Source organism: Lysobacter sp. FW306-1B-D06B (genome assembly GCF_038446665.1).
GTDB lineage: Bacteria > Pseudomonadota > Gammaproteobacteria > Xanthomonadales > Xanthomonadaceae > Lysobacter_J.
This window is the reverse complement of the sequence record NZ_CP151802.1, coordinates 2,052,009-2,066,394: the sequence shown is the minus strand read 5'-3', so window position 1 is coordinate 2,066,394 and position 14,386 is coordinate 2,052,009. Positions and strand designations below refer to the sequence as shown.

Genomic DNA, 14,386 nt, shown 5'->3' with positions numbered 1-14,386 from the left:
GGGCTCAGTTCTCCGGCACCCACACGAACGCGTCGCCCTGCGCCTTCACGTGCCCCAGCCCGGGGAACGGGAAGTGCACCGCATACACGCGCAGGTTCTCGTCGGCGACGCGTTGCAGCAGCGCACGTCGCGCGGCCTCGGCCTTGGGCGCGTCCTGGTCGTATTCGATCTTCCACTGCGGACGCTGCACCGAGACGACGTAGTGATGCGCGGCATCGCCGAGGTAGAGCAGTCGCTCGCTGCCCGATGCGATCTCGTACGCGCTGTGGCCGGGCGTGTGCCCCGGCAGCGCGACGGCGGTGATACCCGGCAGCACCTGCGCGCCCGGTTCGAACGTGGTGACCTTCGGCGTGATCGCGGCCACGAGCGCCGCGGCGTTCGGGTTCTTCTTCATCGCCTCCCATTCGGGCGCGGACAGACGCACGGTGGCCTGCGGGAAGGCCAACTTGCCTTCGCGCGTGAGCAGCCCGCCGACGTGGTCGGGATGACCGTGCGAAATCAGCACGTCGGTGATCTGGTCCGGCGCCACGCCCGCCGCCTGCAACGATGCCTGCAACCGGCCGGCACGCGCCCAGGTCGCATCCGCGGCGCCCGTGTCGAACAGCACGGTGTGCCCGCCGTCGCGCAGCAGCAGCGGCTGGATGCTCAGGTGCAGCGCATCGGTCGGCAGACCTGCCGCGGACAACAGCGCGGCCACGTCGGCGGTGGGCTGGCCGACGCCGAAGGTCTTGCCGTCGTTGGCGACGTCGATCTCGCCGTCCTTCAACGCGACTGCGTCGAGCGTGCCGATCTTGAAGCGGAAGACATCGGCGTTGGCGGCCGGTTGCGATGTCGACGGTGCGGGCTGCGGCGTCGTGGCGGCGGGCGTTGCGGTTGGGGTTGCGGCGGTTTCAACGGGCTGCGGCTTCGAACAGGCGGCGAGCGTGGAGGCCGTCGCGACGGCGGCGATCAAAACGGAGAGGCGGGTGCGGTTCATGCGATGTCCTTGACGTGGGAAGGCGGTCGCCTGCGATGTCGCTCCGTTGCGGAAGAGGACTCTGAGCAGGTGCCGATGTGCGTAGCGTAGCGCGGGCGGTAGCGTGGCTTTGTGGGGCGTCGGTGCAACGGCTGCTCAGCGCGCGCCGCTTGCCCTCACCCCAACCCCTCTCCCGCAAGCGGGAGAGGCTAAGGGCGGCGTCGGTCCAGTGGAGGCATCCCATCAGCCGTCATCCCGGCGAAGGCCGGGACCCAGGCCGTCACCCCGTCCACTACATCACGTCATTCCAGCGAAAGCTGGGCCTTTTGGGCCGCCGCACGGCGGCACTCTCCATCTTACTGTTGATTCTTCTGTAGCGACTGAAAGGCAGCCGGGAAAGCGTGAAAAGTCCCTGGAGAGTGCCGCCGTGCGGCGGCCCAAAAGCCCCGCCTTCGCGGGAATGACGGTGAGGTGGTTTGCCGGAAGGGAGTGCCCGTGCGCCACTTCGCCTCATCTCACCCCCTGAGACGCCCCTCCCCTACAACGCACTGCCATCCGCGAAGAGCCACACGCATGACCCAGCCGGCGCGCAGTCCATCCGACCTGTCCGTCTTCCCGGAGGTCGCGCGGCCACGCCCTGCCACCGACGGGCGTGCGCTCGCGCAGCGGCTGGAGAACAAATACCTCTCGCGCATCACCGGCGTGCACACCGTCCCCGGACGGCCCGAGCGCAGCGTGCCGATGCCCGACGACGTGCCCGCCGGAATCGTGCAGGCGCTGCGTGCGCGCGGCATCGACCGCCTCTACTCGCACCAGGCCGAAAGCTGGGACGCCGTGCGGCGCGGCGAAGACGTGGTGATCGCCACCGCCACCGCGTCGGGCAAGAGCCTGTGCTACCTGCTGCCGGTGCTGGCGGCGGCCTCCACGCAGCGCGCCAAGGCGTTGTTCCTGTTTCCGACCAAGGCGCTGGCGCAGGACCAGGTGGCCGAGTTGCTGGAACTCAACAACGCCGGCAACCTCGGCGTGCGCACCTTCACCTTCGACGGCGACACGCCCGGCGATGCGCGACAGGCGATCCGCCTGCACGGCGACATCGTGGTGAGCAATCCCGACATGCTGCACCAGGGCATCCTCCCGCATCACACCAAATGGGCGCAGTTCTTCGAGAACCTGCGCTACGTGGTCATCGACGAAGTGCACAGCTACCGCGGCGTGTTCGGCTCGCACGTCGCCAACGTGATCCGCCGCCTGCAACGCGTGGCCGCGTTCTACGGATCCAGGCCGCAGTTCATCCTGTGCTCGGCGACCATCGGCAATCCGAAGGCGCACGCCGAAGCGCTCACCGAACGCGACGTCACCGCCATCACCGAATCCGGCGCCCCCAGCGGCGATCGCCACGTACTGCTGTGGAACCCGCCGGTAGTGAATCCCGACCTGGGCCTGCGCGCCTCGGCGCGCTCGCAGAGCAACCTGATCGCGCGGCTTTCCATCAAGGCCGGGCTGAAAACGCTCGTGTTCGCGCAGTCGCGGCTGATGGTCGAAGTACTGACCAAGTACCTCAAGGACGTCTTCGACCACGACCCGCGCAAGCCCGCGCGCATCCGCGGTTACCGCGGCGGCTACCTGCCCACCGAACGCCGCGAGACCGAACGCGCGATGCGCGCCGGCACCATCGACGGCATCGTCTCGACCTCCGCGCTGGAACTGGGCGTGGACATCGGCGCGCTCGATGCCGTGGTGCTCAACGGCTATCCCGGCTCGATCGCCGCGACGTGGCAACGCTTCGGCCGCGCCGGCCGTCGCAAGCAACCGTCGCTGGGCGTGCTGGTCGCCAGTTCCGATCCGCTGGACCAGTACGTGATCCGCCATCCGGAGTTCTTCGCGAGCGCATCGCCCGAACACGCGCGCATCCACGCCGACCAGCCGGTGATCCTGCTCGACCATATCCGCTGCGCCGCGTTCGAACTCCCATTCCAGGCGCGCGAACTCTTCGGCCCGGTCGATCCGCAGGTGTACCTGCAACTGCTCTGCGAAGACGGCGTCGTCCACAACGAGAACGACCGCTGGGAATGGATCGCCGACAGTTACCCCGCCAACGCGGTGAGCCTGCGTTCGGTGGCCGATGGAAACTTCGTCGTGGTCGATCGCACCGACGGCCGGCAGACGATCATCGCCGAGGTCGACTATTCCTCAGCGCCGCTGACGCTGTACGAAGGCGCGATCTACATGGTGCAGGCCGCTCCTTACCAGGTGGAGAAACTCGACTGGGACGGGCGCAAGGCATTCGTCACGCGCACGCCCGTGGATTACTACACCGATGCCATCGACTACACGAAGCTGAAAGTGCTCGAACGCTTCGACGGTTCACCCGCCGGCCGCGGCACCTGTCATCACGGCGAGGTGCACGTCGTGCGACGCGTGGCCGGCTACAAGAAGATCCGTTATTACACGCACGAGAACATCGGCTACGGCCCGGTCACCCTGCCCGACCAGGAGCTGCACACCACCAGTGTGTGGTGGCAGTTGCCGCAGGACGTGCTGGAAGCGACCTTCGCCTCCAGGCAGGAGGCGCTCGACGGCTTTCTCGGCGCCGGCTACGCGCTGCACGTCGTCGCCAAGCTCGCGGTGATGGCCGAAGGCGTGGACCTGCAGAAGGCCGTGGGCGACGGCAACGGCGCGTGGTTCGCCAGCGCGGACGGGCGCGGCCGCGGACAGCTGCGCGGCGGCGACGACGGCAACGCGTCAATCGAGGAAGGCGAACGCTTCGTCCCCACCGTCTACCTCTACGACAACTACCCCGGCGGTGTCGGCCTGAGCGAGCCGCTGCACTTCCGCCAGCGCGAACTGGTGCAGCGCGCGGTGGAACTGGTGGAACGCTGCGACTGCAAGGCCGGCTGCCCGGCGTGCGTGGGGCCGGTGCTCGCCGCCGACGAGGACGCGACCCTCGCCCCGCGCGCACTCGCGTTGCGCGTGCTCAAGGCGTTGTCGCCGGCATGAGCCTGACCCTCGCGCGCCTGCAGCAACTCAAGCGCCAGGCCGGTGCGGCGACGCCGTCGCAGGACGTTCCCACGCGCGTCGCTGCGCCGAGTGTGGACGATCTGCGCCGCCACCTGCGTCGCCGAGCGCCCTCGCTGGAGCCGACGCCGTCGATCGCCTCGCACGACCGCCACGTTCCCGGCATCGAGATTGCGCCGGGCCTGCGCCAGCTCGAAACGCACCTGCCCTTCGCCCCCGGCGCGGACCGGATCGACGGCCGTTTCGATCGTCGCGATCCGCTGGACGCCTCCAGCCTCATGTTCTTCGATACCGAAACCACCGGGCTGGCCGGCGGCAGCGGCACGCGCGCGTTCATGATCGGCGCCGCCGACTGGCACGCCGGCGCGCTGCGCGTGCGCCAGTTGCTGATCACGACGATGGCCGGCGAGGCGGCGATGCTCGATGCATTCCGCCAATGGCTGCGGCCCGACACGGTGCTCGTGAGCTACAACGGCAAGTGCTACGACGCGCCGCTGCTCGCGACGCGTTTCCGCCTGCACCGCATGGGCGCGCCGCTGGCGTCGCTCGGGCATGTCGACCTGCTGTATCCCACGCGCCGCCGCTACCGCGGCCGCTGGGAGAACTGCCGGCTGGCGACCATCGAACGCCGCGCCCTGAACGTCGTGCGCGAGGACGACCTGCCCGGCTCGGAAGCGCCCGAAGCCTGGCGCTCCTACCTGCGCGGCGGCTCCGCCCACAACCTGCGCCGCGTGCTGTCGCACAACGATCGCGACGTGGTGACGCTGGCGGAGCTGTTGCAGCACCTGTCGTCGTTGAGCGCGCAGGAAGCCGAGAGCTCGACGTAAGCCCCTCTCCCGCGCGCGGGAGAGGGGTTGGGGTGAGGGCAAGGACGGGTTCGCAAAGACTGGTCGCGATGCGCGCGCCCCACGCATCACACGTTCTTGAAGAAACTTGCCCTAAGGTCAATGCCTTGCCATTACCGGCACGGCTGAACGGAGCGCGCATTCATGCACCCGCCTCGGCCGTACCGTGGCGTCCCGAAGAAATGCGCGTATGAAGATCGCCCAGGTTTCGCCGCTGTACGAAGCGGTCCCGCCGAAGCTGTACGGGGGCACGGAGCGCGTCGTCGCGCACCTGTGCGATGCGCTGGTGCAGGCCGGCCATGACGTGACGCTGTTCGCCACCGCGGACGCGCAGACCGACGCCACGCTCGCGCCGATGCGCGACCAGGCGATCCGCCTGGATCCAGCGCCGCTCAAGAGCGATCTGGCCGCGCACCTGGCGATGCTCGACGAAGTGCGACAGCGCGCGGACGAGTTCGACATCGTCCATTTCCACATCGACCTGCTGCACTTCCCGTTCTTCCAGGACGCACCGTGGCGCACGCTGACCACGCTGCATGGCCGACTGGATCTGAAGGATCTTCCGCAGGCGTATGCGTGCTGGCCGCAGTTCCCGCTCGCCTCGATCTCCGACCACCAGCGCCGCCCGCTGCCCACCGCGAACTGGGCCGGCACCGTGCACCACGGCGTGCCGACCGAGTTGTACGAGTTCAGCCCGACGCCGCGCGGCGGTTACCTCGCCTTTCTCGGGCGCATCTCGCCGGAGAAACGGCTTGATCGCGCCATCGAGATCGCACGTCGCGCCGGGCTGCCGCTCAAGGTCGCGGCCAAGGTGGACGCGGTGGATCGCGCGTACTTCCATGACGAAATCGAACCGCTGCTCGACGACCCGCAGGTGGAGTACATCGGCGAGATCAGCGACGCGCAGAAGAGCGACTTCCTCGGCGGCGCGGTCGCGCTGCTGTTCCCGATCGACTGGCCGGAGCCGTTCGGCCTGGTGATGATCGAAGCGATGGCCTGCGGCACGCCGGTGGTTGCATGGAACTGCGGATCGGTGCCAGAGGTGCTCGATCCCGGGCTCACCGGCCTCATCATCGGCGACCTGGACGAGGCCGCGCGCGCGGTGCACAGCGCGGCCCGCTTCGATCGCAGCCGTATCCGGGCGCGTTTCGAACAGCGCTTCTCGGCAACGGCCATGGCGCGCCGCTACGTCGAACTGTACTGGCGCGTGCTGGAGCAGGGAGGCACGCGCATCCGCCTCACCGCCTGAGCGGCCCGCCCCCCACATGGATCCCGCCGCCGCCGCGACCTTGTTCTCCAGCTACGTCCTCAAGGACGGCGACACGTTTCTCATCGCCAATCCCAACGGCGACGTGATCGGCGAGAGCGACGGGCAGTTCCACAACGACACGCGCATTCTTTCGCGCTTCCGCATGACGCTGGGCGATTCAGCGCCTGCGCTGTTGAGCTCGATGGTCTCGCGCGACAACGTGTTCTTCGTCGCGCACCTGACCAACCGCACGCTGCCGCCACTGGGCGGCGACGAGACGCCGCACGGTCTGGTGCACATCAAGCGCACGCGCTTTCTGTGCGCGGACCGGTTGTTCGAACGCGTGGCGCTGACCAACTACGGACGCGAGGACGTGCGACTGAGCCTGGTGTTCGATTGCGATGCGGACTTCCGCGACATGTTCGAAGTGCGCGGCAGCCATCGCGCCGCGCGCGGGCAATCCCTGCCGCCGCATCCGCGCGAGGACGGCCTGACTTTCGGATACGTCGGCCTGGACGGCGCACCGTGCCGTTCGTCCATCGTCTTCTCGGAGGCGCCGCGCCGGATGGACGACGGACGCCTCGCGCTGGATGTCACCCTCGCCTCGCGCGAACGCCACGAGTTCTACCTGGAAGTGAGCGCCGACGATCATCCCACCAAGGCCACGCGCGCCCGTTACCGCGCCGCGGCGAGCGTCGCCCGCACGCGCATGCGGCGGCGGCAGCGGCGGCTGTCGCGCGTGCGCAGCGAGGCGCCGCTGTTCAACTCGTGGATGGAACGCTCGCGCGCCGACCTCGCGCTGCTGACCAGCGAACTGGACACCGGACCGTATCCCTACGCGGGCATTCCGTGGTTCTCCACGCCATTCGGGCGCGACGCGGTGATCACCGCGCTGCAGACGCTGTGGCTGGATCCGCAGCTTGCACGCGGCGTGCTGGCGTTCCTTGCGCAGCACCAGGCCAAGGAAGAGTCGTCCTTCATGGACGCCTCGCCCGGCAAGATCATGCACGAGACGCGCAAGGGCGAGATGGCGCGCCTGCGCGAGCTTCCCTTCGGTCTCTACTACGGCGGCGTGGACACCACGCCGCTGTTCCTGGTGCTCGCCTCGGCCTATGCGCGACGCACCGGCGACATCGAATTCATCCGCCGCATCTGGACGGAACTGAAGGCCGCCGCGGCCTGGATCGAGCGTGTATGCGATGCCAACCCGCTCGGCTTCCTCGACTACGCGCGCGGTGAGGCGACGGGTCTGGCGAACCAGGGCTGGAAGGACAGCTTCGATTCGGTCTTCCATGCCGACGGCCGTTCGCCGCAGGGGCCGATCGCGCTGGTGGAGGTGCAGGGGTACGTATTCGAGGCATTTCGCGGGATGTCGCGCCTGGCGCTGGCCGTGGGCGAAGACGGGCCATCGCGGCAATGGCTCGTGCGCGCCGAGCGCATGGCCGATGCGGTGGAGCGTCATTTCTGGATGGACTCGGGCTTCTACGGCATCGCCGTGGACGGCGAGAACGCCTTGTGCGCGGTGCGTGCGAGCAATCCCGGGCACCTGCTCTACATGGGACTGCCCACGCATCCGCGCGCGCAGGCGGTGGCGAGGCAGCTGATGTCGCAGGATTTCTTCAGCGGCTGGGGCGTGCGCACGCTGGCGGTCGGCGAAGCGCGCTACAACCCGATGTCGTATCACAACGGCTCGGTGTGGCCGCACGACAGCGCGCTGTGTGCGGCGGGTCTGGCGCGTTACGGACAGCGCGAGGCTTCGGTTCGCCTGCTGCGCAGCGCGTTCGAAGCGGCGGTGGCGTTCGACATGCGGCTTCCGGAACTGTTCTGCGGTTTTCCGCGCGTGCCCGGCGGCGCACCGGTGGCGTATCCGGTGGCGTGCCTGCCGCAGGCGTGGGCGGCCGGCTCGGCATTCATGTCGTTGCAGGCGTGCCTGGGAATCGACATCGACGGACCCGCTGCGGAAATCGTGCTGGACCACCCTCGCCTTCCGGCCGGCGTGGAGGAACTGTCGATCCGCAACCTCGCCCTCGGCGAACGCCGCGCGCATCTGGTGCTCAAGCGTTTGGGCGATCGCGTGGCGGTGTTCGTGGAGGGGCCGGATGCGGGGGGCGTGGTGGCGCGCGTGCGTGGGTGAAGCACCGCGCATCAGGCGAAGACCGGCATGCGCCGGCCTTCGCGGAAGGCAACGATCAGTGCTTGGAGAGCACGAACGCGCGCAGATCGCCGCGATCAAGGCCTGACTGGCGATTCCTCGCTCCCCGCTTCGGATTCCTGCGCAGTGATTAGGGACGCGTGCAGGCGCATCGCCCGGCCATCATTGGGGCGATGAATTCAATGGAATGATCAATGCGATCGGATCCGCTTTCCGGTAAGCGGACGCGGCGGGCTCTTCATGCCGCGCCACGCAACTGCGGCTATCGGCAAGGCATCAACGCGCCAACGCCTTCTCCACCGCCCGGAACACCGCCCCCATCTGCAACGGCTTGAGCAGTATCGCTGCCACTTCATCGTCCGGCAGCGCATCGTGGCGCAGCGGATCGGCCGGATCGCCGAGCGTGATCACCGGACCGTCGAAGCCCGCATCGCGCAATGCAAGCAACAGGCTCACCGCCGACAGCATCAGGATCTGGCTGTCGATGATCGCCAGCGCCGGCAGTCCCTCGCGTTCGATCAACCGCAACGCGGCCGCACCGTCCACCGCGATCAGCGGCTCATACCCCTGGCTGTCCAGCGCGTTGGCCAGCAGCGACAAGCGCGTGCCATCGCCGTCCACCAGCAGGATCCGCTGCCCGTTGCCGACCGCGAAGGTTTCCCCGGGCACCTGCGCACCTTCGATCACGATACGCAGCGGCAGGTGCAGTTCGAACGCGGTGCCCTGCCCCGGCTGGCTCTCGACCTCGATGCGTCCCTGCAGCGAATCGACGAAGCGCTTGCACGACAGCAGCCCCAGCCCCGTGCCTTCGGGCTTGGTGGTGAAGAACGGGGTGAACAACTGCGAGCGGGTGTGCGCATCCATGCCGCAACCGGCATCGGAGATGCGGATGCACAGCCGCTCACCATTTTCGTGCGGGCCGCGCGAGGCGGACAGACGCAGCTCGCCGCCCGCTTCTTTCATCGCCTGCACGCCGTTGAGCGCCAGGTTGACCAGGCACTGCTGGAACTCGATGTAGTTGCAGTGGACGACGAGGTCTTCCTCCAGCGGGTCCACCACCAGCGCGATGTTCCTCGGCAGCGTGCCCTGCAACAGCAGCGCGACGGCCTGGAACAGTTGCGCGACGGCCACGTCCTCGCTAGCGCGGTGCGAGCCGCGCACGAAGGCCAGCATGGATTCGGCCATCTCGTGCCCGCGCCGACCGCTCTCGGCGATCAGCGACGACAGGCGACGGATGTTCGGATCTTCGCTATAGGCGTTGAGCAGGTCCGGCACGATCAGCAGCGGCTGCAGCACGTTGCGCAGGTCGTGACTGAGGCCGGCGGCCAGCATCGCCAGGCAGTCCAGGCGCTGCGAGCGCATCAGTTCCTTTTCGGCCAGCTCGCGTTCGCGCGCGGTCCGCGCCTCGCGCACGGCGCGCGCGACCGCGTTGGGCAGGCGCGCGGGGTTCTGCTTGAGCACGTAGTCGTTGGCGCCACGATGCAGCGCGTCGATCGCGGTCTCCTCGCCGATGGTGCCGGAGACGAAGATGAAAGGCAGCTCGCCGTCGACTTCGCGCAGGATGCGAAGCGCCTCCATGCCGGAGAACCCCGGCAGCGACAGGTCCGACAGCACGACGTCGTAGCGGTCGCGCGCGAGCGCATCGCGCAGGTCGCGCTCGCTGTCGACGCGATCGAACTGCGCCGCAAGGCCCGACTCCAGCAGCTGCTCGCTCAGCAGCTCGGCGTCTTCCCACGAGTCCTCCACCATGAGGACGCGAAGGACTCCCAGCGAAGGCGCGGCCTGGTTCATGTCAGGCCTTTTCCGGCGCCTGGTTGATCACGGCCCAGAACGTCCCCAGCGTCTTCACCGCCTGGAAGAACTGGTCCACGTCCACGGGTTTGACGACATAGGCATTCACGCCCATGTCCCAGCTGCGCGCCAGATCGCTTTCCTCGCGCGAGGACGACAGGATCACCACCGGCAGGCAGCGCAGTTCGTCGTGCTGGCGGATCGTCTGCAGCACTTCCAGTCCGTCCAGGCGCGGCATCTTGATGTCCAGCAGCAGCACGGCGGGAAGGCCCTCGCCGCGACCTGCGAACTTGCCCCGGCGTAGCAGGTAGTCCAGCGCTTCCACGCCGTCCTCCACGTGCACGATGGGGTTGAGGAGGTTGGCCTCGCGCAGCGCGTCGATCGCCATTTCGGCGTCGGCGTGGCTGTCTTCGGCCAGCAGGATGGTGCGGTATTCGCTCATGCGATGGATCGCTCTTGGATGGGCGCATCCAGCGCCGCGGGCAGGGTGAAGTGGAAACTCGCGCCCTCACCGGGCGCGGATTCGGCGCGGATGCGGCCGCCGTGGCGCGCCAGGACGCGGCGCACGCTCGCCAGGCCGATGCCGGTGCCGGGGAACTCGGTGGGCTTGTGCATGCGCTGGAACACGCCGAACAGCTTGCCGGCGTAGGCCATGTCGAAGCCGGCGCCGTTGTCGCGCACGGTGAATTCGTGGCTGCCATCATCGAGCACGCGATGGTCCACGTCGATCACGGCCACGTCGCGGCGCGAGGAGTACTTGATCGCGTTGCCCAGCAGGTTGCCCCAGAGCTGGCGCATCATGTTTTCGTCGGCGACCAGGATCGGCAGCGGCGCGATGTGCCACTCCACGCGCGTGGCGCGCGCTTCGGCACCGGCGTCGAGCATCGCGCGCGTCTCGGCCACCAGCGACTGCATGTCCACCGCCTGCAGGCGCAGTGCGCTACGGCCCAGGCGCGAATAGACCAGCAGGTCGTCGATCAGCTGCGACATGCGCCGCGCCGAGCCGCCGATCACGTCCAGATAATGCCGCGTCTTCTCGTCGGTGCCCTCACCCAGATGACGGGTGAGCTTGTCGGAGAAGCCGGCCACGTGGCGCAACGGCGCGCGCAGGTCGTGCGAGACGGAATAGCTGAAGGCTTCCAGCTCGCGGTTCACTTCCGACACCTGCTCGACCTTGCCTTCCAGCTGGCGGTTGAGTTCGGCGATCTTCTGGTTCGTGGCCTTCTGCGCGGAGACGTCGGACACCGTCATCAGCACGACATGGTCGTCCACGTCCGGCAGCGGCATGCGCCGCGCGTTCAGCAGCACGGTGCGCGCGGTACCGTCGGGCTGGTGCTGCTCGTGCTCGAAGTCCCACAGCTCGCGCCCGCGTTGCAGCACGTCGCGCAGGCGTTGCTGCAGGACGGGATCGTTCCATGCGCCGCCTGCGTCGGCGAGTGCGTGCGGGCCGTCGCCCGGGATCGCGTACATCTCGGCGAACGCGGCGTTGTGCATGACGATGCGCTGGTCGTCGTCGAACAGCACGATCGGTTCGCGCACCGTCTGCAGCACGGCCATCGCGCGCTCGCTGGCGCGGCTGGAGCGTTGCTCGGCACGAATGCGGCTGGCGATCTGCCGGCCCAGCAGCAGCATCACGATGCCCACCAGCAGCAGTTGCACCGCCATCGCCGCCCAGCTCAGCCACATTGCGTTGCGACGCTGCGATTCGGCGTCGTAATTGCGCTGCGCCAACAGTGCCTGCTCGTTGCGCAGCATTTCCTGCAATGCCGGCCGGATCGCGAAGCGCGACACCAGCGGCATCAGCGCCTGCGCGCCATCGCGGTGGTCACCGCGCAGGAAGTCCTCGATCGTGTCCACGCGGCTTTCCACCAGCTCGCGCAGGCGTCCGATCAGCACCTGCTGCTCGGGGTTGTCGGCGGTCAGGCGGGTGAGCCGGTCGAACTGCGGGCCGAGCTCCACCTTGCCGGAGGCCATGCGCTCGCGCGCCAGCGGTTGGTCCACGCCCAGCGCGATCAACATGCCGGAGGATTCGATCTCGCGCACCGTCAGCGCCAGCTGGGCGACGGCGGTTTCCACCTCGTGCGTGTGGGCCACCGCGTCGGCCGCCTGCAGGTTCTGCTCCGACAGGCGCTGCAGCAGCAGGAACGGCGTGACCATGATCAGCACGATGCCGGCCGCGAGCAGCGGCAGCCTCCATCGTCCCCACCCGAAGCGAGTCATGGTCGTTTCCATCGGTCCCCTGAACCGGCGAAGTCACCGGCGAACAGCGGCCGATCCTAACGGATGCCCGCGCGTGCGTCAGGTGAAGATCATGTGGACCGGTTTGCGACATCGGCCTTTTGACTGCGTGGACGCCGGGTTTCACCTGGCGTGGGCGGCGATTGTGCTCTGCTGCGTCACCAGCACCCCACCGCGCTTTCCATGAGCAAACTCCATCGCGACCCATCTGGCCTGGACGAGGCCGACACGCGCAAGGGCGAGCTGCGCAAGCCCGACGACCGCGACGATCAGCCCGGCCAGGGGGCCGACCTGACGCCGCCGCTGCGCGATACCGCGCTGGACGCAGGACACGAAGCCCCGCCCTCTTCGACGCATCATTGATCGTGGTCGTGCGCCGGTGCACGGAAATTTAACGCCGTGCAAACTAGTCTCGCCCGACGAAAGGGGGATGTGACATTGGTCGACGCAATTCCCGCGCGGCCGCCGCATGAAAGCGGCGTGGCCGTGGGCGGACCCTCGTTGAGGGGACTGGACGACGAAGCCCGGCAACTGGCGCTGCTGATCGGCAGCGTCACCGACTACGCCATCTACATGCTCGACCCCGACGGCTACATCCGCAGCTGGAATCCCGGCGGTGAGCGCATCAAGGGCTACACCGACAGCGAGATCGTCGGCCAGCATTTCTCCCGCTTCTACACGCCCGAAGACGTGGTCAAGGGCGAACCGCAGCGCGGTCTGCAATGCGCGCGCACCGAAGGCAAGTTCGAGGCCGAGGGCTGGCGCCTGCGCAAGGACGGCACGCGTTTCCGTGCCAGCGTGGTGATCGATCCGATCTGGCACGACGGCGAGCTGATCGGTTTCGCCAAGGTGACCCGCGATGTCACCGAGCGCTACGAGGCGCAGCTGCGCCTGCAGGACGCGCAGAAGGCGCTGGTGCAATCGCAGAAGCTGGAGGCGATCGGCAAGCTGACGCTGGGCCTGGCGCACGACTTCAACAATCTGCTGACGGTGATCGTCAACAGCCTGGACCTGATCAACCTGCAGCACGCGCAGGACGCGCGCACGGGCGAGTGGGTCGAAGCCGCCCAGCGCGCCGCCGACCGCGGCGCCCTGCTCACCCGTCAGTTGCTGGCGTTCGCACGCGCACAGAACCTGGCGCCGGAGGTGCACGACGTCAACCACCTGCTGGCGTCTTCGGCCGAACTGTATCGGCGCGCGTGCGGGCCCTCGATCCAGTGCGCCTTCGAGCTGGGCGAGGACATGCCGCAGCTGGAAGTGGACGCGACGCAGTTCGAGGCCGCGGTGCTGAACCTCGTCGCCAACAGCCGCGATGCCCTCCCCGGCGGCGGCACGATCACGGTGCGCACGCGCAAGGTCCGTCGCGCGCCGCCGGACACGCCCGATGCGGAGCCGCGCGACTACCTGGCCATCGAGGTGATCGACAACGGCGAAGGCATGAGCGCGGACACCGTGGAGCGCGCGGCCGAGCCCTTCTTCACCACCAAGGACATCGGCCGTGGCAGCGGACTGGGACTGAGCCAGGTGTACGGATTCGTTGCGCAATCGGGCGGCTTCGTGCTGCTGCGCAGCGCGCCCGGCCAGGGCACGACGGTCGGCATGCACCTGCCCGCACGCACGGAGTGCAACGATGGCTGAGCACGACGTCCTGCTGGTGGAGGACGAGGACGACCTGCGCATGCTCGTCGGCGAAGCGCTGCGCCTGACCGGCTACCGCGTCACGCTCGCCGCCGACGGCCCGCAGGCCGTGGCCGCGCTGGAACAGGGGCGATTCGACGTCGTGGTCAGTGATGTGAGCATGCCCGGCGGCATGTCCGGCATCGATCTGACCACGCATGCGGCCCGGCTGCAGCCCGATGCCCGCATCATCCTGGTCTCCGGCTTCGCCCGCGCGCAATTGCCGGCGTTGCCGGCCAACGTGGGTTTCCTGCCCAAGCCCTATCGCATTCCGCAACTGCTGGAACTGCTGCGCGAACACGTGCCCTCCTGCGAACCGGCGCTGGCCCGCGTACCGGGCTGAAGAACCGGCCGCATCGGCCGATACCGTGGAAGACGCGCCATGCCGGCGCACGTCAACGTGCGCTCACGGCGTTGTCACATCGCAGCGTCCCGAATACCACCTCATCCTCCGGTACACCGAC

General features: G+C 68.4%; 10 protein-coding genes and 1 pseudogene. 7 read left to right on the top strand and 4 right to left on the bottom strand.

Translation table 11 applies throughout. From position 1 onward, the window contains the following. Positions 1 to 4 precede the first annotated feature (4 nt). Complete coding sequence (locus tag AAFF32_RS09600) at positions 5 to 976, bottom strand: MBL fold metallo-hydrolase (RefSeq protein ID WP_342317156.1); 972 nt, start codon at positions 974 to 976, stop codon at positions 5 to 7. Between the two features lie 552 nt (positions 977 to 1,528). Here AAFF32_RS09600 and AAFF32_RS09595 point away from each other — a divergent pair. The 4 genes and pseudogenes from AAFF32_RS09595 to AAFF32_RS09580 all read left to right on the top strand — a co-directional run bounded on the left by AAFF32_RS09595 (position 1,529) and on the right by AAFF32_RS09580 (position 8,198). Next, the gene (locus AAFF32_RS09595; RefSeq protein WP_216959239.1) at positions 1,529 to 3,952 is read left to right on the top strand and encodes a DEAD/DEAH box helicase; all 2,424 of its coding nucleotides are present in this window, start codon (positions 1,529 to 1,531) and stop codon (positions 3,950 to 3,952) included. A gap of 158 nt (positions 3,953 to 4,110) precedes the next feature. Then, positions 4,111 to 4,797, top strand: a pseudogene (locus AAFF32_RS09590) (ribonuclease H-like domain-containing protein); the annotation flags it as partial. A gap of 208 nt (positions 4,798 to 5,005) precedes the next feature. After that, positions 5,006 to 6,064 (top strand): glycosyltransferase family 4 protein, encoded by a 1,059-nt coding sequence (locus AAFF32_RS09585; RefSeq protein ID WP_216959243.1) that lies wholly within the window; start codon positions 5,006 to 5,008, stop codon positions 6,062 to 6,064. A gap of 16 nt (positions 6,065 to 6,080) precedes the next feature. Then, positions 6,081 to 8,198, top strand: a complete 2,118-nt coding sequence (locus tag AAFF32_RS09580) for an amylo-alpha-1,6-glucosidase (protein ID WP_342317155.1) — start codon at positions 6,081 to 6,083, stop codon at positions 8,196 to 8,198. Positions 8,199 to 8,492: 294 nt separating this feature from the next. On the opposite strand, the gene AAFF32_RS09575 is transcribed toward AAFF32_RS09580, so the two are convergent. The 3 genes from AAFF32_RS09575 to AAFF32_RS09565 are packed head-to-tail and all read right to left on the bottom strand — an operon-like array spanning position 8,493 to position 12,239. After that, positions 8,493 to 10,007, bottom strand: coding sequence for a response regulator (locus AAFF32_RS09575; RefSeq protein ID WP_254200174.1), 1,515 nt, complete (start codon positions 10,005 to 10,007; stop codon positions 8,493 to 8,495). A 1-nt stretch (position 10,008) separates the two neighbouring features. Then, the gene (locus AAFF32_RS09570; RefSeq protein ID WP_216959249.1) at positions 10,009 to 10,449 is read right to left on the bottom strand and encodes a response regulator; all 441 of its coding nucleotides are present in this window, start codon (positions 10,447 to 10,449) and stop codon (positions 10,009 to 10,011) included. Next, positions 10,446 to 12,239, bottom strand: coding sequence for an ATP-binding protein (locus tag AAFF32_RS09565; RefSeq protein ID WP_342317154.1), 1,794 nt, complete (start codon positions 12,237 to 12,239; stop codon positions 10,446 to 10,448). The genes AAFF32_RS09570 and AAFF32_RS09565 overlap by 4 nt, the downstream gene beginning before the upstream one ends. 189 nt (positions 12,240 to 12,428) lie before the next feature. Here AAFF32_RS09565 and AAFF32_RS09560 point away from each other — a divergent pair, with 189 nt between their 5' ends. From AAFF32_RS09560 to AAFF32_RS09550, 3 genes are all read left to right on the top strand, one after another. Next, positions 12,429 to 12,608 carry a hypothetical protein gene (locus AAFF32_RS09560; RefSeq protein WP_216959254.1) on the top strand — a complete coding sequence of 60 codons (180 nt, stop codon included), beginning with the start codon at positions 12,429 to 12,431 and terminating at the stop codon, positions 12,606 to 12,608. Between the two features lie 117 nt (positions 12,609 to 12,725). Next, the gene (locus tag AAFF32_RS09555; RefSeq protein WP_342317153.1) at positions 12,726 to 13,883 is read left to right on the top strand and encodes an ATP-binding protein; all 1,158 of its coding nucleotides are present in this window, start codon (positions 12,726 to 12,728) and stop codon (positions 13,881 to 13,883) included. Continuing rightward, positions 13,876 to 14,265 carry a response regulator gene (locus tag AAFF32_RS09550; RefSeq protein ID WP_216959258.1) on the top strand — a complete coding sequence of 130 codons (390 nt, stop codon included), beginning with the start codon at positions 13,876 to 13,878 and terminating at the stop codon, positions 14,263 to 14,265. Before AAFF32_RS09555 ends, AAFF32_RS09550 begins: the two co-directional genes overlap by 8 nt. Positions 14,266 to 14,386 lie beyond the last annotated feature (121 nt).

Bases quoted from the DNA above. Each gene is read 5' to 3' on its own strand.
- AAFF32_RS09600 (WP_342317156.1), bottom strand. From the start codon at position 976: ATGAACCGCACCCGCCTCTCCGTTTTGATCGCCGCCGTCGCGACGGCC.
- AAFF32_RS09595 (WP_216959239.1), top strand. From the start codon at position 1,529: ATGACCCAGCCGGCGCGCAGTCCATCCGACCTGTCCGTCTTCCCGGAG.
- AAFF32_RS09585 (WP_216959243.1), top strand. From the start codon at position 5,006: ATGAAGATCGCCCAGGTTTCGCCGCTGTACGAAGCGGTCCCGCCGAAG.
- AAFF32_RS09580 (WP_342317155.1), top strand. From the start codon at position 6,081: ATGGATCCCGCCGCCGCCGCGACCTTGTTCTCCAGCTACGTCCTCAAG.
- AAFF32_RS09575 (WP_254200174.1), bottom strand. From the start codon at position 10,007: ATGAACCAGGCCGCGCCTTCGCTGGGAGTCCTTCGCGTCCTCATGGTG.
- AAFF32_RS09570 (WP_216959249.1), bottom strand. From the start codon at position 10,449: ATGAGCGAATACCGCACCATCCTGCTGGCCGAAGACAGCCACGCCGAC.
- AAFF32_RS09565 (WP_342317154.1), bottom strand. From the start codon at position 12,239: ATGGAAACGACCATGACTCGCTTCGGGTGGGGACGATGGAGGCTGCCG.
- AAFF32_RS09560 (WP_216959254.1), top strand. From the start codon at position 12,429: ATGAGCAAACTCCATCGCGACCCATCTGGCCTGGACGAGGCCGACACG.
- AAFF32_RS09550 (WP_216959258.1), top strand. From the start codon at position 13,876: ATGGCTGAGCACGACGTCCTGCTGGTGGAGGACGAGGACGACCTGCGC.